At 69.0% G+C, this 19,864-nt stretch carries 19 protein-coding genes; 10 read left to right on the top strand and 9 right to left on the bottom strand.

Translation table 11 applies throughout. The features are described from left to right. Positions 1-153: 153 nt before the first annotated feature. Positions 154-501 (bottom strand): hypothetical protein, encoded by a 348-nt coding sequence (locus ACNTMW_RS32855; RefSeq protein WP_426637951.1) that lies wholly within the window; start codon positions 499-501, stop codon positions 154-156. A gap of 270 nt (positions 502-771) precedes the next feature. On the opposite strand from ACNTMW_RS32855, the gene ACNTMW_RS32850 reads away from it, so the two are divergent. The 5 genes from ACNTMW_RS32850 to ACNTMW_RS32830 all read left to right on the top strand — a co-directional run bounded on the left by ACNTMW_RS32850 (position 772) and on the right by ACNTMW_RS32830 (position 5,955). Continuing rightward, positions 772-1,857, top strand: a complete 1,086-nt coding sequence (locus ACNTMW_RS32850; protein ID WP_426637950.1) for a potassium channel family protein — start codon at positions 772-774, stop codon at positions 1,855-1,857. A 68-nt stretch (positions 1,858-1,925) separates the two neighbouring features. Then, positions 1,926-2,117, top strand: a complete 192-nt coding sequence (locus ACNTMW_RS32845; RefSeq protein ID WP_426637949.1) for a hypothetical protein — start codon at positions 1,926-1,928, stop codon at positions 2,115-2,117. Positions 2,118-2,244: 127 nt separating this feature from the next. After that, positions 2,245-3,840 (top strand): benzoylformate decarboxylase, encoded by a 1,596-nt coding sequence (mdlC, locus tag ACNTMW_RS32840; RefSeq protein ID WP_426637948.1) that lies wholly within the window; start codon positions 2,245-2,247, stop codon positions 3,838-3,840. Between the two features lie 287 nt (positions 3,841-4,127). After that, complete coding sequence (locus ACNTMW_RS32835; protein ID WP_426637947.1) at positions 4,128-5,846, top strand: right-handed parallel beta-helix repeat-containing protein; 1,719 nt, start codon at positions 4,128-4,130, stop codon at positions 5,844-5,846. Further along, a complete protein-coding gene (locus ACNTMW_RS32830) occupies positions 5,833-5,955 on the top strand; it encodes a hypothetical protein (protein ID WP_426637946.1) in 123 nt (40 codons plus the stop codon). Before ACNTMW_RS32835 ends, ACNTMW_RS32830 begins: the two co-directional genes overlap by 14 nt. 157 nt (positions 5,956-6,112) lie before the next feature. Here ACNTMW_RS32830 and ACNTMW_RS32825 read toward each other — a convergent pair whose 3' ends face one another. The 5 genes from ACNTMW_RS32825 to ACNTMW_RS32805 all read right to left on the bottom strand — a co-directional run bounded on the left by ACNTMW_RS32825 (position 6,113) and on the right by ACNTMW_RS32805 (position 10,603). Further along, the gene (locus ACNTMW_RS32825) at positions 6,113-7,306 is read right to left on the bottom strand and encodes an NAD(P)/FAD-dependent oxidoreductase (RefSeq protein WP_426637945.1); all 1,194 of its coding nucleotides are present in this window, start codon (positions 7,304-7,306) and stop codon (positions 6,113-6,115) included. Between the two features lie 84 nt (positions 7,307-7,390). Continuing rightward, a complete protein-coding gene (locus tag ACNTMW_RS32820) occupies positions 7,391-8,389 on the bottom strand; it encodes an MFS transporter (RefSeq protein WP_426637944.1) in 999 nt (332 codons plus the stop codon). 5 nt (positions 8,390-8,394) lie between these two features. Further along, the gene (locus ACNTMW_RS32815; protein WP_426637943.1) at positions 8,395-8,550 is read right to left on the bottom strand and encodes a hypothetical protein; all 156 of its coding nucleotides are present in this window, start codon (positions 8,548-8,550) and stop codon (positions 8,395-8,397) included. A 237-nt stretch (positions 8,551-8,787) separates the two neighbouring features. Then, positions 8,788-9,408 (bottom strand): aminotransferase class IV, encoded by a 621-nt coding sequence (locus ACNTMW_RS32810; protein ID WP_426637942.1) that lies wholly within the window; start codon positions 9,406-9,408, stop codon positions 8,788-8,790. Positions 9,409-9,589: 181 nt separating this feature from the next. Beyond that, positions 9,590-10,603 (bottom strand): LacI family DNA-binding transcriptional regulator, encoded by a 1,014-nt coding sequence (locus ACNTMW_RS32805; protein ID WP_426637941.1) that lies wholly within the window; start codon positions 10,601-10,603, stop codon positions 9,590-9,592. A 258-nt stretch (positions 10,604-10,861) separates the two neighbouring features. Between ACNTMW_RS32805 and ACNTMW_RS32800 the strand changes: the two genes are divergently transcribed. The 4 genes from ACNTMW_RS32800 (at position 10,862) to ACNTMW_RS32785 (ending at position 15,455) form a co-directional block, all read left to right on the top strand. Beyond that, positions 10,862-12,133, top strand: a complete 1,272-nt coding sequence (locus tag ACNTMW_RS32800; RefSeq protein WP_426637940.1) for an ABC transporter substrate-binding protein — start codon at positions 10,862-10,864, stop codon at positions 12,131-12,133. Between the two features lie 64 nt (positions 12,134-12,197). Then, a complete protein-coding gene (locus ACNTMW_RS32795) occupies positions 12,198-13,130 on the top strand; it encodes a carbohydrate ABC transporter permease (protein ID WP_426637939.1) in 933 nt (310 codons plus the stop codon). 10 nt (positions 13,131-13,140) lie between these two features. Beyond that, a complete protein-coding gene (locus ACNTMW_RS32790; protein WP_426637938.1) occupies positions 13,141-14,037 on the top strand; it encodes a carbohydrate ABC transporter permease in 897 nt (298 codons plus the stop codon). Beyond that, positions 14,034-15,455 carry a GH1 family beta-glucosidase gene (locus tag ACNTMW_RS32785; RefSeq protein WP_426637937.1) on the top strand — a complete coding sequence of 474 codons (1,422 nt, stop codon included), beginning with the start codon at positions 14,034-14,036 and terminating at the stop codon, positions 15,453-15,455. Before ACNTMW_RS32790 ends, ACNTMW_RS32785 begins: the two co-directional genes overlap by 4 nt. A gap of 356 nt (positions 15,456-15,811) precedes the next feature. Here the strand turns inward: ACNTMW_RS32785 and ACNTMW_RS32780 are convergent, their stop codons facing one another. Continuing rightward, a complete protein-coding gene (locus ACNTMW_RS32780; RefSeq protein WP_426637954.1) occupies positions 15,812-16,501 on the bottom strand; it encodes an IS6 family transposase in 690 nt (229 codons plus the stop codon). Positions 16,502-17,631: 1,130 nt separating this feature from the next. Further along, complete coding sequence (locus ACNTMW_RS32775) at positions 17,632-18,468, bottom strand: integrase core domain-containing protein (protein ID WP_426637936.1); 837 nt, start codon at positions 18,466-18,468, stop codon at positions 17,632-17,634. On the opposite strand from ACNTMW_RS32775, the gene ACNTMW_RS32770 reads away from it, so the two are divergent. Continuing rightward, the gene (locus tag ACNTMW_RS32770) at positions 18,462-18,758 is read left to right on the top strand and encodes a hypothetical protein (RefSeq protein ID WP_426637935.1); all 297 of its coding nucleotides are present in this window, start codon (positions 18,462-18,464) and stop codon (positions 18,756-18,758) included. The two genes, ACNTMW_RS32775 and ACNTMW_RS32770, sit on opposite strands and share 7 nt — an antisense overlap. A gap of 354 nt (positions 18,759-19,112) precedes the next feature. Here ACNTMW_RS32770 and ACNTMW_RS32765 read toward each other — a convergent pair whose 3' ends face one another. Beyond that, complete coding sequence (locus ACNTMW_RS32765) at positions 19,113-19,850, bottom strand: CbtA family protein (RefSeq protein WP_426637934.1); 738 nt, start codon at positions 19,848-19,850, stop codon at positions 19,113-19,115. Between the last annotated feature and the right edge of the window lie 14 nt (positions 19,851-19,864).

The following is a 19,864-nucleotide window of genomic DNA, read 5'->3' as shown; positions in this document are numbered from 1 at the left end:
GACCGTGCGTTCCTCCTCCACGTCGCTCGGAGGACGCGCGTACAGCAACTTCGGCATGAAAGACCGCCTCCCCACCAGCATCCCACCGGCAGAAGCGATCTACACCTGCAAAGAGGAACCGAGCACTAACCCGCCGCGAAGCCATCCGCTGCGTCAAACGGTATATCGCCCGCGAGATCTACCACCTGATCCAACACCTCGACCTCGTGACCCAGACCCCTGCAACGGCTTGACAAACATAGGGGCATCAGCGCCGTTCCAGCACCGCGGGCCGGCGACAAGGCAGGTTTCAAAATCATCTCGACCGGGATGCGCCAGTGCCAGGCGGCGCGGGAGCGTGGTGAGCAGCCACCGTTGAGCGAGGATCAGCTGGAGAAGCTGTTCATGGCCCTGTCCTTCCCCGGGGGGTTCAAACAGCTGCATCCCGGTTCCGGCGCCGACGACGCCCTCCGCGACGGGCCCGCTCGCCGCCGCGTCGAGGGCCGCGGACACGTCCTCCACGGTGAGGGTGAAGGCGCGGTTGTCGTTGAGGAAGCCGTCATCACGCTCCGTGATGACGGGAAATCAATGCCCCCGGTCATTGCCAGCCGGAAGTAGATCTTCTGACCGCCGGGGTGTAGACAGCACGGGCTGTCCGGTGCGGAAAGCCCCCGCCGGTTCATGACAGGACGAGCGGGTACGACTGCGGCATGCCGATCCGCTCTCCCCGCTCTCGCCGGCCTGACCGACGCGGGGTCAGGGAACGCGGTTACCCCCTGGTGCCTGACCGGCATGGACTGGCTTCTCCGCTCGGTCGGCGCGCTCATCCTGCTCGCGGCCGCCCAGGACATCTTCGTCACCGTGCTGTTTCCGGCCAGTGGCCACGGCCTCATCCGCCGGCCGACCTCCCGCGCCACGTGGCACGTATTCCGGCTGATCGGGAAGATGACGCACGGCCAGCGACGGCGCAACCTGCTCGCCTACGGCGGCCCGGTCCAGGTGGCGGTCACCCTGACGGCCTGGGTCGTCCTGCTGGTGGCCGGCTGGGCACTGATCTACAAACCGGCCCTCGGGACGGACATCCGCTCCACCTCCGGGCCCACCGACACGAGCTGGGCATCCGCGTTCTACTTCAGCGGATACGCGCTGACCACGCTGGGCACCGGGGACATCGCGCCGAAGAGCGGGCTCTACCGGCTTCTCACCGTCACAGAGGCCATGATGGGGTGCGCCACGATCAGCATGGTGATCACGTACTTCCTGACGGTGTACACCAACCTCACCAGCCGCAACGCCTTCGCCGGCTTCCTGCATCACCGCACCCGTGGCACCGGCGACGCCGCCGTTCTGTTCGCCGGGCTCGCGGACGGGCCGGACCTGTTCGAAGCCCGAGGCTTCTTCTCCTCGCTCACGCGCTTCATCCTCGACGTGTACGAGACGCACCGCTTCTTTCCGGTGCTGCGCTACTTCCACTACCGCTACCCCTACTACTCCCTGCCCCGGATCGTGCTGATTGCTCTCGACTCGGCGACGCTGACCCGGACGGCTCTGGACGGGGACCGCTATCGCGCGCTGATCAAATCGATCGGTGCGCAAGGACTGACCGAGGCGGCCCTGCAGCTGGTGTGCATGCTCGTCCCCGACGCGTCCGCGCATCAGCCCTCCAGACAGCTGGCCGACGCCTGGCGCGAGCGGTACCGGCGCGCGGTCGTCCGGCTCCGCGAGGCCGGGCTCCGGGTGAACCCCGATCCCGCCGCCGGCGCGGACGACTACGTCCGGCTGCGCGGCCGGTGGGACGCTCAGGTGCGCGCACTCGCCAGCGCGATGCTCTACGAATGGGACGAGATCGAACCCTCCCTGCCGCGCCCGCCAGCCTGACAGCTGGCGGGCGTTTCGCGCCTGACCGAGCGGGTAGCCGACCCATTGATCGATCAGGGAGCGCCACGATGAACAAGCCCGACGACGAACAGCTCAACCCCCCGCCCCAGATCCGCCGTGCGTATCTTCACCTGAAGAAGGCGGAAGGCGAGCCGTTCGTCGTGCCCGAGGCCGAGGCCCGGCCGGAGCCGGACGCCACCCCGCCCGACTACCACCCGGCCCGCGCGGTGCCCAAGGAGCCCCTGCCACCGCAGGACTGATCATCTCCCGCGCGATGCGGCGGTCACCCGCGAGTGAACCGGCCGGATCCGGAGTGAGGAGCCTCCTTCGGGTCATAGGAACGGGTGAGGCACCACCGGCCTCGTCCGGCGACCCAGGGGGTTCGACATGACCACCGTGCACGACGCGACCTACGACCTGCTCCGCGATCTCGGGATGACCACGGTCTTCGGCAATCCCGGCTCCACCGAGGAGCCGTTTCTCGCCCGGTTCCCGTCCGACTTCACCTACGTGCTGGCGCTGCAGGAGGCCTCGGCGGTCGGGATGGCCGACGGGTACGCGCAGGTGACCGGCGAACCCGCGCACGTGAACCTGCACACCACGCCGGGGGTCGGCAACGGGATGGGCAACCTCGCCACCGCCTGGCACAACCGGACGCCGCTGATCGTGTCGTCGGGCCAGCAGCACCGCGACATGCTGCGACTGGAGCCGCTGCTGACCAACCGGTACGCGCAGCTGCTGCCTATGCCGTACGTGAAGTGGAGCTACGAGCCGGCGCGCGCCCAGGACGTGCCGGCGGCGTTCATGCAGGGGTACGCGCTGGCGCAGGAGCCGCCCGCCGGCCCGGTCTACCTGTCGATCCCGATGGACGACTGGGAGCAGCCGGCCGACGGCGCGCCGCCGGTGCGCCGGGTCAGCACCCGGATCGCGGCCGAACCCGACCGGCTGCGCGAGTTCGCCGGCGCGCTCGCCGGCGCCCGCAACCCCGCGCTGGTGTACGGCGGCGGCGTCGACCGCAGCGGCGGCTGGGACGCGGCGGTGGCCCTGGCGGAGAAGCTGCGTGCGCCGGTATGGGAGGCGCCCTGGGCGCAGCGGGTCGGTTTCCCCGAGGACCACCCGCAGTACCAGGGGGTGCTGCCGCCCGCCATCGGACCCGTGGCGGAGACCCTGCGCGGCCACGACGTGGTGCTGGTGGTCGGCGCCCCGGTGTTCCGCTACTACCCGTACGTGCCCGGTCCGTACCTGCCCGAGGGCACCCGCCTGCTGCACGTCACCGACGACCCGGACGAGGCGTCCCGCGCGCCGGTGGGCGACAGCATCCTCGCCGACGCCGCCCTGGCCTGCGCGGCCCTCGCCGAGCAGGTGCCGGCCACCGACCGGCCGGCCCCGTCGCCGCAGGCACCGCCGGAGCCCGCCCGGCCGGGCACCCCGCTATCGCCGGACACCCTGTTCGCGACCCTGGCCCGCGAGTGGCCCGAAGACGGGATCCTGGTCGAGGAGAGCCCGTCGAACATGAAGACGCTCAAGCAGTACGTGCGCGTCAAGCGGCCGGCGTCGTTCTTCACCGCCTCCAGCGCCGGCCTGGGCTACGCGCTGCCCGCGTCGGTCGGCATCGCCCTCGGCGAGCGGCACACCGGTCGCCGCCGCCCGGTCATCGCGGTGATTGGCGAGGGCTCGTTCCAGTACTCGATCCAGGCGCTGTACACGGCCGCCCAGCACCGCCTGCCGGTCGTCTACGTGGTGCCGGTCAACGAGGAGTACGGCATCCTCAAGGCGTACGCCGCGTTCGAGCACACCCCGGACGTGCCCGGGCTGGACCTGCCCGGCCTGGACGTCCCGACCATCGCGCGGGGGTACGGCTGCCAGGCCCAGCGGGTGGAGTCGGCCGACGCGATCCCGGACGCCCTTCGCGCGGCGACGACCGCCGACGGCCCGACCGTGCTGGCGGTACCGATCACCAAGAAGGTTCCCGCGCTGATCTGAGCCGGACGCCGCTGATGATCAGGGAGAGCCCCGGCCGTGACGGGCGCGGCTCCACTCCCTGATCATGCGGCCCGGTGTTTCCCCCTTCCCGATCAGGGAAGCCGATGACAAAGAGCCACTGACCAGACGAAATGCTTCTCCGACGACGCGCCACCGGTGACGGAACGCACACGTTCCGGTCGCCGCTCGTGGGACCGCGATCCGTTCTCGTCGGAAGCTTCGGCATTCGCGCCGATGTGGAAGGCGCTGCCGCTGGCGACAGTCGGCTGCGCAGACAGGAGAGCCTGATGTGCCCGTCTGAAGGCACCCGCCCAACCGCCCGCACGGAGGGCGCGACCACCGCGACGATCCCCGCCGAGGCCATCGGGGGGAACGCTTTCGTCTACAACGCCCGCGAGCACGGCATGAGAGGTGACGGGAGCACCAACGACCAGCCGGCGCTGCAGCGTCTGGTCGACGAACTCGGTGACGCCTTCCTCCACGACGGTCAGCCCCGCGCCATCTACTGCCCGTCCGGGGTGTACTCGATCCAGGACAAGGGCACCGTATGGCGCAGTGGCGTGTCCCTGCTCGGCGACGGCCCGGCCGCGACCCGGTTCGCCCTGTCCAATCGGGGAGACCGGACCTCGCCGACGCCGCTGGCCTACTTCACCGCGCTGCAGCACGGCGCCAGCCCCGACAACTTCATCGCCGACTGCACCATGGCACACTTCGAGATCGACGGCTCCGGGGTGTGGCTGCCCGCGTACGACTTTCTCGCCAAGGGCCTGGGCATGCAGTACGTGCTGCGGGGCCGGTTCCGTGACCTGTTCATCCACGACACACCGGCCACCGGCTTCGGCTGTGACTTCCTTCAGGACACGTTCCTGGACAACCTGCTGATCGTGCACTGCGGCCGGCTGGAGAACGGCCTGTGGATGGGCGGCGCCGGCATCGGCATCGGCACCGGCGGCTGGGGCGCCACCGAGCGGCTGACCATCACCGCCTGCACCACCGTCCGCAACGGCACCAACGGAATCTTCATGGAGCTGCAGGCCAGGGAATGGACCCCGCCCCGCGGTATCCGCATCATCGGCTGTCACTCCGAAGGCAACCGGTTCGGCATCTCCGACTGGGGCACCGACGGCATGGTCGTCTCCGGCTGCACCATGATGGCCAACCACCAGGCCGGCTACGACGTCTCGTCGCTGGGCACCACCCACATCGCCGGGCGCGGCGGCATCGTGACCGGCTGCGTCATCGAGGACAACGTCTGGGACGGAATCGCGATCGGCAACACCCCGGGCCCGTACACCATCGAAGGTAACCGCATCAGCCGTAACGGCCGCTACGGGTACTGGCAGCACAACCTGGCCGGCGGCGCCGAGGTGCCCGCCGCAGATATGATCATCGACACCAACGAGTTCTGGGACAACGCCCTCGACGGCATCCTCGCCGACTCCGCCCTGTCCGACCCGGCCATCGACGGCAACCGTATCCGGAACAACGGCCGACGCTGCGAACCCGGCTCGTCCGGCCGCGGGGACACCGTCTCCTACACCGAACGGTCGCTGACCGACACCGCCGCCCACTGGATACCCGACGGGCACCGCGGCAAATGGATCATCGCCGACGGGCAACAGGTCATCGTCATGGGAAACACTCCCACCAAACTCGACCTGGCGCCACGCCGTCCCGGCGCGCTCACCGCCTGGCCGGACCGCACTCCGCCGCCGGGTGCGCCGTACGAGATACCCGGCTCCCCCACCACCAGGGCCGGCATCACCCTGGCCGCCGCCACGTTCCGCCCGACCATCCACAACAACCGGGCCTGGGACAGCCAGCCGGACCAGACCCAGACCCACGGCCTGCAGATCACCCATGCCGGCAGCTGCGAATCAGGATGGGTCCACGACAACCAGTTCGAGGGCAACGCCGCCGCGGCCACCCACTTCGACACCGCACCCGCCGGGGGCTGCTGGTATCACAACCTCGGCATCGACCAGTGCCCCGATGGACGACGGTGAGCTACCCGGCTCCCCGGCGGCGCCCGGCAGCGCAGCGCCCCGCACCGCACCCGCCCTCAACGCCTTCGAGATCGCCTTCGACGGACGCCTGTCCGCAGGCCGCAAGTAGTCCTCAACAACCCTGGACACACCGTTCGTTTGACAGTCCCCTCCCCCGACCAGATCCTTGTCACCGCCGCGCCGTGGAGCTCACCCTGGCTCCCTGACGGTTACGGACAAGACTTCTGGCCAGCCGCTTAGTGCCGGCCCTACCCTGCGCTGGCTGGTCAGGCCGTGCTGTAGATGTCCCGGTACAGACGCAGCGCGCTGGCGACCAGGTCGTCACCGCTCTGCCCGGTGAATCGGTCAGGCCGAAGAGAGTCGAGGCCCTCGATGACCGGCGTCGCGCCGGTCATGAGCCGAGCCAGGCAGTGCGCGGCGCCAGCGGCATGGGTCACCCACAACGCCTCAGCCATCCACAGTCCAGCGATGTCCTCGACGGGGCCGACCAACGGCTGATTATCCGCCGTCATGGAAAACACTCCGTTGAGCCGATGATCCACGGTAAACCGTTGCGCCGCGGGTAGCAGATCGAGTGCCCGTGCCACGGCTGGATTGAACAGCTCGGCCGGCCACGGCCGCTCGGCGTCCATACCCAGATCGTCGACGTCCACCGACAGCGGGACGTGGTTGTAGGTACCCAGACCGAGCCGATCGCCGTGATCCCGGGCATAGACGTGGTGCTCCGGCCACCGCACGAACGGCGGGCTCACCGAACCGGCCGGCCGCCGCGGGCCATAGACGTAGGGATGGCTCACCGGAGTCAGCGGCAACCGCACACCGGCGAGCGCGGCGACGGCCGGCCCCCAGATCCCGCACGCAATCACCACGTCGTCGGCGAGGAACCGCTGGCCGAGAACGCGCACCGCTCGTACCCGCGCGCCCGCGACCTCAATGGCGTTCACCGGGGCGTCGTAGACGAAACGCGCTCCGCCGTCGATGGCACGGCCCTTCAAGGCGGCGGTGACCACGCCGGCGCGGGCTGTCCCGTCCTCGGTGAAGAGCAGACCGCCGACACAGTGGTGCGGGTGGACAAGGTCAGGGGCGCAGGCCGCGGCCTGTCCAGGGTCCAGCAGGCGCGCCGCCAGCCCGGTGCCGGCGGCCAGCGCCGCTCGGCGCGCAAGGTGGCGCATCCCGCTAGCGGTGGTGGCCACTTCGAGCCCACCGACCCGGTCAAAGCCGTTCTGCCCCCGGTAGGACAGCCGCTCGTACCGGCGTGCGCTGATGCGGGCGAGTTCGATGAGCACCGGCGCCTCATTGAAGAGCCCGACGAATCCCGGTGCGTGTCCGGTAGATCCCAGCAGGCGCTCACGAGGGCCACGTTCGACCACCGTCACGGCTACGTCGCGGCCGTCAACCAACTCCGCGGCTAGAGCCGCACCCGCCACCCCCGCACCGACGATGACCACATGCCTTGCCATGGACCCATCTAATGGGACGGTTGGAGAGCTGGCAACCGCTCGTACTCGGCGGACCTTGCGCCCGCCCGACAGCGGGTAGGTTCGTCAACCCACCGTGGCCGGTTTCTCGTCGCTGCCCGACGACTCGTCTTGCCCGCCCCGCACCGCCGGCTGGCCACCGCCGTGCGGCAGGAAGACGACAGCCAGCACCACCGCGGCGGTGGCGGTACCGGCACAGACCCAGAGCATCACGTCGAGGCCGTCGACAAAGGCGGCGCGGACGGCGGCCAGCGCCGACCCCGAGTGCAGGTCCTCGGCTGCCGCCACACCGGCCGCCACGCTGCGGCGTGCCTGCTGCTCAACGGATTGGGGCAGATCAGCGGCGGCCAACTGCCCCCGGTAGACGGTGTTGAGCACGGTACCGAGCACCGCGACGCCCAGCGTGGCGCCGACCTGCCGCAACGCGCTGACGACCGCGGCGCCCACGCCGCTGCGTTCGGGGGCCAGCGCGCCGAGCGCCACGTTCATTGCGGCCGGTACGGCCAGTCCGAAGCCGACGCCGGCCAGCAGGAGCCAGACCCCGGACACCAGGTCGGGGGTGTTCACTGTGGTGAAAGCGCCGATGTACAGGCCGACCGCCATCAGAGCGAGACCGGCCGCCACATTGGTCTTGGCGCTGCCCCACCACACGCGGCCGACCGCCGCGCGGGCCGCCTTCGCACTGCGCTCCCCTATGAACATGCCGACCACCAGACCGCTGACCAGTGGCAGCAGCCGCAGGCCGGTACCCAACGCGTCGGCGCCGTGGACTTCCTGGAAGTACAGCGGGGTCGCGAACAGGATGCCGAATATCGCGAAGGACACGAAGGTCGCCAGGATCGTGGCCCAGGTGAAGCTGGCGGAGCGGAAGAGGGACAGGTCGATCAACGGCTGCGTGCCGGCCCTCCGGCCGCCGGCGAAGCGCCGTTCCCAGTACCCGAAGCCGACCAGTACCAGCGCGCCGGCGACCAGGGCGGTCATTGCGCCGGGGTCGGCCCAGCCGTTCTGCCCGGCCTCCACCATGCCGTAGGTGACGCCGACCAGGCCGGCGCTGGAGATCAGCATGCCGATCAGGTCGGGGCGGTGTCGCGGCCCCCCGCCGGGTCAATGCCGAGGCGGTCGAAGAACTCCGGTGGGAAGCGCAGGTGCTTGTGGACGTATGCCTGCACCCACAGGTGGATGGCCACGCCGAGGAACGCGTCCAGCGCGCACCCGGCGCCTCCCATTTGGAGACCGTGCGGTCGCTGACCCCGAGGTGGGCGGCGAACTCCCGCAGGCTCATCCGCTTCGCCTCGCGCAGCGCCCGAGTTTCGCGTCCAGTCCACGTTCCGACGGTCACCACCACGCGGTTCCTTCGATCATCGCGGTCGCCGGTCCAGCGACCATCGATCGATACAGGTACCACATGACCATCGCTGGTAGTGGCCCGTCAACAGTGTGGACCGTCGTGTGACGAGGAGTGACTACAGCGGGTCTCCTTCGATGGAGTCGTACTCCTTACGAAGCGCCTCTATGAAGGCCGTCGCCTCAGCCAGCTCGGTACCGTCGATGCTGTGGACCGGCCGCAGCCCGACCGCGACGTTGGTGATGAAGGCGGCGCACGACGCACGCAGGTCGTTGATGGCGATAGGGGCCGTGCGGACCTCGATCCCGAGGCGGCCCATTGCGGCGTTCATCAGTCGCATGGTGACCCCAGGCAGGCATTCGGCTTCCGGCCAGATCACCCGCCCGTCCTCAACGAACGCGATGTTCCAGGTCGCACCTTCGGATACGAGGTGGTCGGGCCCGACGAACAGGACATCGTCGAAGCCTTCGTTCTGGGCTGCGCGACGGTGATACACGGTGCCGAACAACCCGGCGTGCTTCACCCGGGGCAGGTCACGGGTATAGAAGATCGACTTCAGGCGGATCGGCGGTGGCACGTCGACGGTGGCGGGTCGCAGGGTGACCAGGATCCGCGGATGCGTCTGCCCGGCCGGATGTCCGAGACCGAGATCCGGGTCGAACACCGTGATACGCATGATCGCGGGTGTCTCGGCGGCCTCGGCGACGCGCCGGGCGAGCGTGCGGACCCACTCGGGCACTGCACGATCTTCGGTGGTCGGCACAAGCCATCGATGATCACGCGATGGTCGCGCTTCACTTGCGGCCCTGGGCCGCCAAAGGCATCGAACGACTCGACACCAAATCAGCGTGTCACCAGCTGCACGAAGCGCGATCCATCGGTCTGATCCCCCTGACCACGGCGAGCGGGAACAGTTGGAGTCAGGCGGAGCCGCGCACCACCAGCGTTGTCGGCAGCACGGTGGGGCCGGGCGGGTCGTCGCCGCTGTGCAGCATGGCGAAGAGTGCCTCGGCGGCGACCGTCCCGAAGCCGGCCTTGTCCTGGGCGACGGTGGTGAGTCCGGGCGGGATCAGCGCGGCCACCTCGATGTCGTCGAAGCCGACGATCGCGATGTCGTCGGGGATCCGCAGACCGGCCTCGTGGGCGGCCCGCATCGCGCCGACGGCCATCTCGTCGCCCGCGACGAACACCGCGGTGGGGCGGTCGTCGAGGTCGAGCAGCCGCCGCATCGCGGCGTGGCCGCCGTCGAGGTAGAAGTCTCCCTCGATGACGTGGCTGGCGGCGAGCGGCAGGCCGGCTCCGGCCAGTGCGGCTCGGAAGCCGAGCAGTCGTTCGGCTCCCGGCCAGGTGCGCAGCGGGCCGGTGATGGTGGCGATGCGCCGGTGGCCGTGTTCGACGAGGTGGCGCACGGCGAGTGCCGCGCCGCCGGCGTTGTCGGAGGTGACGTAGGTGGACGTCGGGCCCTCGACCCGCAGGTCGAGGGCGACGCACGGCACTTGGGCGTCGACGAGGGCGAGCACGGCCGGGTCGCGGGTGCCGTTGTCGATGATGACTGCGCCGTCGAGGTTGTGCTGACGTACCGCGCGTACGTATCGCTGCGCGTCGTCGGGCCCCGTCGCGTCGTGGGTGGCGAGCATGAGCAGGTTCAGCCCGTGAACGCTCAGTGCGGTCTTGAGCGCGACGAGGATCTCCTGCAGGAACGGGTGGCGCCATCCGGGCCGGCGATGATCGGTGTCCCACACCAGGCCGACCATGTTGGACTTCTTCGTGGCGAGCGTGCGCGCCGACTCGTTCGGCAAGTAGCCGATCTCGGCGGCCAGCTCCAGGACGCGTTGGCGGGTCTGCTGGCTGACGACCTCGGGGGTGTTGAAGACGCGGGACACGGTAGCGACGGACACGCCGGACCGCCGCGCCAGCTCCCTGATTGTGATCAATGTTGGTGCTCTCTGTGTAACCGGTTTCAGAACCGTAGCCGCAGCGCCGCTCGCCAGTCAAGGCACATCCGCCGTTATCGTTTTGACGCTTGACATCACACGGTCCGGCCCGGCAACACTCCTCCTGGAAGCGCCTACCGCCGTTGGTTGCCGTCCGTGCCCGTACACCCCCGTAATCCGCTCATCCTCATCACCGTATACGGCAGTGTAACCGGTTTCATGTAACCGGTTACATGAACGCTGAAAGGACTCGCCGGCATGCGCCGAAACCGACTATTGCGAGTGACGATGGCCGCCCTGGCCGCCGGAGTGCTGCTGACCGCGTGTGGCAGCGGTACCGATGGAGGCTCCGGCAGCAGCAACGAGAAGATCACCCTGACCGTCAACCTGTTCGGCAACTTCGGGTACAAAGCCCTGTACACGGAGTACCAGAACCTGCACCCGAACATCACGATCCAGGAGAAGACGGCCGCCTACAACGACCATCATCGTGACCTGATCACCCACCTCGCCGCCGGCTCGGGCACGGGCGACATCGAGGGCGTCGACACCGGCTTCATCGCTCAGATGCGCGAGCGGGGCAACTTCTTCGTCGACTTGGGCAAGGAGCGCCAGTCCGAATACCTCGAATGGAAGTGGAAGGCGTCGCTGACCAAGGACGGCAAGCAGATCGGGTACGGCACGGACGTCGGCGGGCTGGCCATCTGCTACCGGCGTGACCTGTTCGAGAAGGCCGGCGTGCCGTTCGAGCGCGATCAGGTGTCGGCCGCCTGGGCCGGCGGCTGGGACAAGTACATCGAGTTCGGCAAGCGGTACGCGGAGAAGGCCCCGGCCGGCAGCGCCTTCTTCGACGGGGGCGGGCAGCTGTTCAACGGCATCATCGGCCAGGCCCCGGTGGGGTACTACAACGAGGACAACACCATCGTCGTGGGCAGCAACCCCGAGGTGCGCAAGGCTTGGGACCTGACCGTGCAGGCGATCCAGAGCAACCTCTCGGCCAAGCTGATCGGCAGCTCGCAGGAGTGGAACAACGGCTTCGCGAAGGACCAGTTCGCCACCATCGCGTGCCCGGCCTGGATGATGACCAAGATCAAGGACCAGGCGAAGCACGCCGCCGGCAAGTGGGACGTGGCGGCCGTCCCGGGTGGCGGCGGCAACTGGGGCGGCTCGTACCTCACCGTCCCCAAGCAGGGCAAGCACGTCGATGAGGCCAAGAAGCTCGCCGCGTGGCTGAGCGCCCCGGAGCAGCAGGCCAAGGTGTTCACCGCGCAGGGCAACCTGCCGTCCATCCCGGCGCTGTACGACAAGCCCGAGATCGCCCAGTACAAGGACCCCTTCTTCAACAACGCCCCGGTCGGCCAGCTCTTCACCACGGCGGCCAAGAAACTCAAGCCGCAGTACCAGGGCCCGCGGGCCGGTGACGTGCAGACCACCATCCGGGACGCCCTCGTGCGCATCGAGCAGGGCAAGCAGAGCTCCGACGAGTCGTGGAAGCAGATGGTCGGCGACGTCGAGCGTCTCGCCAAGTAACTCGACCCGCGCCGCCGGCGGTCGTCCCTGACCGCCGGCGGCCCCCGGCGACGAAGGATCGACGATGGCCACCTACCTCCACCAAGCCCGGCGGGCCGGCCTGAGCCGGCTCGACACCAAGGGCTCGCCCTACCTCTACATCCTGCCGTTCTTCCTGCTGTTCGGCGGGTTCGGGCTGTTCCCGCTGCTGTACACGGCGTACGTCTCGTTCAACGACTGGGACCTGCTCGACTCCGAGTCGCACCGCTGGGTCGGCCTCGCGAACTACCGCGAAATGGTGCAGGACCCGTACTTCTGGAACGCCCTGGGCAACACGCTGAGCATCTGGGTGCTGTCCACCGTGCCGCAGCTGCTCGCCGCGCTCTGGATCGCCCACCTGCTCAACCACCGGCTGCGCTCCCGCACCGCCCTGCGGATGGGCGTGCTGCTGCCCAACGTCACCTCGATCGTGGCGGTGACGATCGTCTTCACCCAGCTGTTCGGCCGCGACTTCGGCATGGTCAACTGGGCGCTCGGCCTCGTCGGTGTCGGCCCGATCGACTGGCAGGCCAACACCTGGAGCTCCCACCTGGCGATCTCGACCATCGTCGCCTGGCGGTGGACCGGCTACAACGCCCTCATCTTTCTCGCCTCGATGCAGGCGATCCCGCACCACCTGTACGAGGCCGCCGACCTCGACGGCGCGTCACAGCGCCAGCAGTTCTGGCGGATCACCGTGCCGATGCTGCGACCGACGATCATCTTCACCACGGTGATCTCGACGATCGGCGGTCTGCAGATCATGGCCGAACCGTTGCTGTTCGCCAGCTCCCAGACGCCCACCGGCGGCTCCGACCGGCAGTTCCAGACCGTCGCACTGTTCATGTACGAGCAGGGGTTCCGGGAGTTCCGCTTCGGCTACGCCTCGGCGGTCGCCTGGACGCTGTGCCTGGTCATCGCCATCTTCGCGATCATCAACTTCCTGCTGACCCGGCGCATCGCCAAGGACGAGGACTGAGGAGAACGCCGTGACCACCCTCGCGGACCCCGTACAGACCGGCACCACGCCCGCGCCGCCGCGCCCGCCCCGCCGGCGCCGAAGCTTCGGGTACCCACGGAAGGCCTCGGTCTGGACCTACGGCGCCCTCCTGGCGGTCGTGGCCGGGTCGGTCTTCCCGCTCTACTGGTCCTTCGTCGTGTCCTCGCAGTCCAGCGACGCCGTCACGAAGGTGCCACCGGCCCTCGTGCCCGGCGGGCACCTGTTCGACAACATCGCGCGGGTGTTCGACACGACCGACTTCGGCCGGGCACTGCTGAACTCCTTCATCGTCAGCAGCTCGATCACCGTCTCCGTGGTGTTCTTCTCGACCCTGGCCGGCTTCGCCTTCGCCAAACTGCGGTTCCGGGGCCGCAAGTCGCTGCTCGTCGTGGCCATCGCGACCTCGATGGTGCCACACCAGCTCGGCATCATCCCGCTTTACATCCTGATGGCCGACCTCGGCTGGACCGGGCAGCTCGCCGCCGTGATCGTGCCAGGGCTGGTGACCGCGTTCGGTGTCTTCTTCATGACCCAGTACCTCGGCCGCGCCGTGCCCGACGAACTGCTCGAGGCCGGCCGTGTCGACGGGTCCAGCACGTTCGGCCTGTACTGGCACATCGTCCTGCCCGCAGCCCGCCCCGCGGCGGCGGTGCTCGGGCTGTTCACCTTCATGCAGGCCTGGAACGACTTCTTCTGGCCGCTGGTCGTCCTGCAGAACAACGCGACGGTGCAGGTGGCGCTGTCGGCACTGGCCAGCGGCTACACCACCGACTACACGCTGACGCTGACCGGCACACTGCTGGCCACCCTGCCGATCCTCGTCGTGTTCCTGCTCCTCGGCCGGCAGATCGTCGGCGGCATCATGCAGGGTGCGGTGAAGGGATGACCACTACGTCCGACGACACCACCGCGGCCACCGCGGCAGACCTGCCCGACCTGCCGGCAGGCTTCATCTGGGGCACGGCCACCGCGGCGTACCAGATCGAGGGGGCGGTCGACGTGGACGGCCGTGGGCCGTCGATCTGGGACACCTTCTGCCGCCGCCCGGGTGCCATCGCCGACGGCACCTCCGGCGCGGTCGCCTGTGACAGCTACCACCGCTGGCGCGACGACGTGGACCTGCTGGCCGGTCTCGGCGTGGACGCCTACCGTTTCTCGGTCGCCTGGCCGCGGGTCATGCCGGCCGGGCAGGGGCCGGTGAACCGACCCGGCCTCGACTACTACGACCGGCTCGTCGACGCCCTGTGCGAGCAGGGCATCCGGCCGTTCATCACGCTCTACCACTGGGACCTGCCGCAGGCCCTCGAGGACGAGGGCGGCTGGCGGACACGGGACACCGCCGAGCGATTCGCCGACTACGCCGCCGTGGTGGCCGGCGCCCTCGGCGACCGGGTGCACGACTGGATCACGCTGAACGAGCCGTACTGCTCGTCGATGGTCGGCTACGCGGAGGGCCGGCACGCACCCGGAGCCACCGAGGGGCACACCGCCCTGGCCGCCGCCCACCACCTGTTGCTCGGCCACGGCAAGGCCGTCGCCGCCGTCCGGTCCGCCGTCGGCCCGCGCTCGCGGGTCGGCATCACGCTCAACCTCTCCCCGGCCGTCCCGTTCGGCGACACCGCGGCCGACCGGGCGGCGGCGGACCGGCAGGATCTCATGCTCAACCGGCAGTTCACGGATCCGGTACTGGGCGGCGCCTACCCGGCCGGGTTCGAGCGGCTCTACGCCGGGGTGAGCGACCTGTCGTTCCGCCGGGACGGCGACCTGGCGGTGATCTCGGCACCGCTGGACTTCCTCGGTGTCAACTACTACTACCGCGTGCACGTCGCCGACGCCCCGTACGAGCAGCCCGACCCGGCGCTGCGCAGCGCGTTCGACATCGGCGTGGCGCACCTGCGGCCGGACGGGCTGCCCACCACCGACCTCGGCTGGCCCGTCGAGCCGCAAGGCCTGTTCGACACCCTGACCGGGCTCGCTGACCGCTACCCGGGGCTGCCGGCGGTGTACGTGACCGAGAACGGCTGCGCCGACCTGCGCGGCGGACCCGAGCCGGACCCGGACCGGATCGCGTTCATGGCTGCGCACCTGGCGGCGGCGGCTCGCGCGGCCGCCACCGACGATCGGCTCGATCTGCGCGGGTACTTCTACTGGTCACTCATCGACAACTTCGAGTGGGCTCGCGGCTACGGGGCCCGCTTCGGGCTGGCCCACGTCGACTACACCACTGGGGTCCGCACGCCGAAGGTCAGCTACCACTGGCTGCGCGACCGGGTGCGGGCGTGGCGGGAGCGCACCGGCACGTGAGGCTTCGGGTAGCGGCGGCCCAGCAGGAGGCCACAACGCCCGCGGTCGACGAGCGTGCGGCCGGCATGCAAGCGCCGGCGATCGGACAGGGCTGTCGGACAGGGCTGTCGGTCACTGTCCGAGAGTGCGGTAGCGGAGGTGCACGACGCCGTTTCGGAATCGGCGCTCATCGAGGAGTTCAAGGTCGGCGCGCATGCCGGTCGGCAGCCCTGGCTTGCCCCCGCCGACGGCCACGGGCCAACGAGCAGCTGGCACTCGTCGACCAGCCCGGCCTGGAAAGCCTGCGTCGCGAGGTTCGCGGGCGCCGTTGCATTGTGGAACAGGCGGACGTGGCGAACCCCGTGTCCGGTCCACGGTCAGATCGCTTGGGCGAGTTCAGTAAACGCAGCGGCGACTCGCGTCATCGGCGGGACGTCGACGGCGAGTTCGTTATGGCCGCGTCGAAGGTTCTGGATGAAGGTGTGCCCGGCGATGATCACTTGTGCTGTCTTGTTCGTTCGTAGCCCGCGCATCGGTCTCAGCCGGTGCTTCAGTTGACTGTGACTGGCCTCGATCGGATTGTTGGCGTACTGCTCGACGTGGTGCCACGCCTGCGGGACCAGTTCGTCGAGGACGGTGGGGTAGACCGCGGCGGCGTCGGTAACCACCTCGCTGGGCTTGACTTTCAGTGTGGACAGCGCGCGGCGAAAGAACCTCCGTGCCGCGCCGGCGTCGCGGCGCGCCGACACCAGCACGTCGATGACCTGCCCGTACTGGTCGACCGCCCGGTAGACGTAGCGCCAGATTCCGTTGACCTTCACGTAGGTCTCGTCGACGAACCAGCGATCGCCCGGCGAGCGCCGGCAGAACCGGGCGGCGTCAGCCAACAGCGGGGTGAACCGCTGCACCCATCGGTAAACGGTGACGTGGTCGACCTCGACCCCGCGCTCGACCAATAGTTCTTCGACGTCGCGGTAGGACAAATTGAACCGCAGGTACCAGCGGATCGCGACGACGATCGCCTCCTGTGGGAACCGGCATCCGGCGAACGCAGATTCCGGCGGCAGCCACGGGCGAGGACGGCTCGACGACTTCACGGTCCAAGTCTGTCTCGATCTTGTCAACGCTCAACGCAACGGACCCCGGCCATCTTGACGATAGGCACCCAGTAGGTGCCGTCGCCGTCGGCGTTGGCGTTGTCGGCGACCCTGACCAGCCTGTGGGTGTCATAAAGTCGCCCACCCTCGGTGAGCTGGAAGTTCTGCTGTGTCCTCGTTGCCGCCGGAATTGAGGTAACTGAGGCTCCGTTCGAACGCTCCCCTTGCCGGGCACACCCGACCGCCCGCGTCGCCAGCACGGTTCTATAGGTGGGGAGCAGATGGGGAGCAGGCAGCCACCGTGAACGGCGCTGAACTACGCTGAACGGCGTCGAGCTGCTGCGAACGGATGCCGCCGACCTGCACCGCCTCGCGTTTGTCCTGGTCACAGCAGTGCAGCGTCCACGTTCACACCTAAGTGGTCACCAGCAGCTCGCAACCCATGATGCGAACCTGTATCAGCAGCTCACGACGGCGCAGGGCCTACCGTGACCGCCCGGGATATGACAACCTGGGGAGCAAATGGGGACCAGGAGATTGACCTCTTCGGGCTTTCCGAAGAGCTCAAGTCGACTGATCCGGGATGTGCGCCTGTTCGCAATGGTGGCGCCATCACCACGAACCCGAACCGTCGGACACCCGCGCAACCGAGCCACCCGGCGAGTTCAAAACAAGCTACCAAGCCGTGGGCCACTCCCCTACGAGCCGAACCGCGTAGGCATCGGGTAAGTGTCGCCCCTCGGACACCAGTCAATCTCCTGGTCAGAGGTGGTAGACCGCCTCCCGGGGTGCAACCGGGGTTGCAGTACCCGCGTACTGCACTCAAGCAAAGAGCTGAGCGACCGTCTCCGTCGCGTCTCTTTGGATCTTCGCTCCGACGTGGCTGTAGATGTTGGCGGTTACGTGATAGCTCGCGTGGCCGAGCTGCTCCTGCACCACCTTGAGCGGAACACCACCTCCAGGGCCAGCGTCGCCCAGCCGTGACGCATGTCGTGCAGCCGGATCACTGGTAGCCCAAGAGCAGCAGCCTTGCGTTTGAAACGCTCGGTCACCTTGTCGCCGTTCAACGGTGTACCTGCCGAGAATTCCGTCCGTGCAGTTCAGGCAGCATGCTCGTACTCGTGAAGGATGCCGCCGAGGCGGTCACGTCGGTGGATGTTCAGCCGGGCGAGTTGATTCGGGTCGGTGATTGGTTCGGGTAGCGGCTGCAGCGGCCGGATGTTCGCGATGCCTTGATGTGGTCGGTGAAGATTGTAGAACCGCTCATACTCCCGCAGGACATACAGCAGCTGCCGCTGGTTCCAGATCAGCGTGCGGTCCAGCAACTCGTGGCGGCAGGTCCGTACCCACCGTTCCATGATCGCGTTCATCCGGGGCACCTGGACACCGCTGCGCACGACCTTGATCCCCGCGTCGGCCAGAATGGTGTCGAACAGCGCCGGGTACTTCCCATCGCGGTCTCGGATCAGGTACCGGACGTTCGGCCCGGCGTCCTGTAGGCCCATGACGAGGTTGCGGGCGGCCCGGGCGACCCACGCCGTAGTTGGGTGGGCGGTGGCGCCGATGATGCGGATGCGGCGGGTGACGTGCTCGATGACGGCAAGGATGTACATGCGCGCCCCGGTCAGCGCCACGGTCTCGATGAAGTCCGCGGCGAGCAGCGCTTCGGCTTGGGAGCGCAGGAAGTCTGCCCAGGTGGTGGCGGCTCGGTTAGGTGCGGGATCGATTCCGGCCTCGCGCAAGATCTCCCAGACGGTGGACGGGGCAATCGTGATCCCGAGCGTGAGCAGTTCGCCGTGCACCCGCCGATATCCCCAGCTGCTGTTCTCCCTCGCCAGACGCAGCACCAGGGTGCGGATTGACCGCAGCGTGCGGGGTCGGCCGCGGCGGCGGGGCCGGGACGCTGCGGCGTGGCGGCGGGCAGGTCGCGGTGCCACTTGAGGACCGTGTCGGGCCGGACCAGCAGCCGCAGACCCCGCAGGGTCGGCCGTGGCAGCGGGTGCAAAAGCGCGGCCAGCCGCGCCCGATCGGCCGGTTCGAACCGGACCTGCTGCCCGCCGAGTTGGCGCTGCAACACTGCGAGCTGATGACGCAACGACAGGACCTCAACGTCCTTGTCGCGATCGCCGCCTGGCAGCAGTCGCAGCAACGCGAACAGGTTCGTGACGCCCAGGTACGCCAGTCGAAGGAGCACGAGTCGGCATCATCGCGCAGTCACCGACGATGATGGACGAGGAGGACGCCGACGACCTGACCAAGATCCAAGCTGCAGGACGAAGTCGCTTCCTACCAGCACTGACGCATTATTCGGCACGCACAAGGTCGGGCGGTCCCACTCCCAACCGGCCATGGACGTCGACAGCACAAACTCAGACCAGACCCGACCGTCCGGGTCTAGTCCGCGCGACGGTACGCCGGCTGTCGGTTGGCACCGAGGTGGGCCGGGCATGGGTGGCGTGTGTTGCGGTTAGTGGCGTTGCGGGCGGGGCCGACGCGGATGCCGGCAGCGGGTTGGTGCGGCCCCGCGTGGCGGCGTCCGCGCCGGCCACTGGGGCAGGGTCGGCCGGTGAGCGGGGCGGACTCAGGCCACGGCGACGGGCTCCGGGGTGCGGGCACGGCGGCGTTGGCTGCGGTCCGTGAGCGCGCCGAACAGCAGCCCGAGAGTGGCCCACAACACCAGCTGGGTACCCAACGAGGCCAGCCGGAAGTGCCACAGCACGGTCGCGGGGAAGTCTGCGGGTACCTCGTTGACCGCGGGCAGGAGTGCGGCGGCGACCGCGACGAGGGCGACGAACACGCCGACGGCGACGAGCACGGCGTTCCAGGCGCCGAGCCGGGCTGTCAAATTGCGGCCAAGCAGGGTCGCGCCGATCGCGGCGGCGACGGTGATGCCGATCATGGTGAAATACAGCGCGGTACGCCGGCCGATGGTCTCCTCGGCGCCGACCGCGGGCGGGTTGGCCGGGTATTTCAGGAACGGCACCAGTTCGACGGCGACGAACCCGGCCGCGGCGACCAGCAGCGCGGTGGCGCGGGCCGGCAGCCGGCCGAGCCGCCCGTAGGCGACCGCGAACGCGAGGGCGAAGATGCCGCCGAGCGCGGCGCCGTAGACCACGACCGCGGTGGCCAGTCCGATCGTGGACTGGATGGTGCGGCTGACCAGTTCGTGGTCGTGGTCGCCGGGTGGGGTGTGCGCGGCCTCGAACGCGATCGCGGAGTCGACCGGAGGCTCACCGAAGGCGGTGGCGAACAGGTAGGCGAGCAGCCCGCCGGCGATGCCGACGAGCATGCCGCGCACCAGCAGGGTACGTGCGCTCATGGTTGAGGACCGCC

Origin of the sequence: Planosporangium spinosum, assembly GCF_049999945.1 — a bacterium.
Classification (GTDB): Bacteria; Actinomycetota; Actinomycetes; order Mycobacteriales; family Micromonosporaceae; genus Planosporangium; species Planosporangium spinosum.
This window is presented reverse-complemented; position numbering and strand designations above follow the sequence as displayed.

Coding starts and splice junctions, on each gene's coding strand:
- ACNTMW_RS32835 (WP_426637947.1), top strand. CDS start 4,128: ATGTGCCCGTCTGAAGGCACCCGCCCAACCGCCCGCACGGAGGGCGCG.
- ACNTMW_RS32800 (WP_426637940.1), top strand. CDS start 10,862: ATGCGCCGAAACCGACTATTGCGAGTGACGATGGCCGCCCTGGCCGCC.
- ACNTMW_RS32795 (WP_426637939.1), top strand. CDS start 12,198: ATGGCCACCTACCTCCACCAAGCCCGGCGGGCCGGCCTGAGCCGGCTC.
- ACNTMW_RS32845 (WP_426637949.1), top strand. CDS start 1,926: ATGAACAAGCCCGACGACGAACAGCTCAACCCCCCGCCCCAGATCCGC.
- ACNTMW_RS32785 (WP_426637937.1), top strand. CDS start 14,034: ATGACCACTACGTCCGACGACACCACCGCGGCCACCGCGGCAGACCTG.
- ACNTMW_RS32850 (WP_426637950.1), top strand. CDS start 772: ATGGACTGGCTTCTCCGCTCGGTCGGCGCGCTCATCCTGCTCGCGGCC.
- ACNTMW_RS32825 (WP_426637945.1), bottom strand. CDS start 7,306: ATGGCAAGGCATGTGGTCATCGTCGGTGCGGGGGTGGCGGGTGCGGCT.
- ACNTMW_RS32830 (WP_426637946.1), top strand. CDS start 5,833: ATGGACGACGGTGAGCTACCCGGCTCCCCGGCGGCGCCCGGCAGCGCA.
- ACNTMW_RS32820 (WP_426637944.1), bottom strand. CDS start 8,389: ATGCTGATCTCCAGCGCCGGCCTGGTCGGCGTCACCTACGGCATGGTG.
- ACNTMW_RS32815 (WP_426637943.1), bottom strand. CDS start 8,550: ATGGGAGGCGCCGGGTGCGCGCTGGACGCGTTCCTCGGCGTGGCCATC.
- ACNTMW_RS32765 (WP_426637934.1), bottom strand. CDS start 19,850: ATGAGCGCACGTACCCTGCTGGTGCGCGGCATGCTCGTCGGCATCGCC.
- mdlC (WP_426637948.1), top strand. CDS start 2,245: ATGACCACCGTGCACGACGCGACCTACGACCTGCTCCGCGATCTCGGG.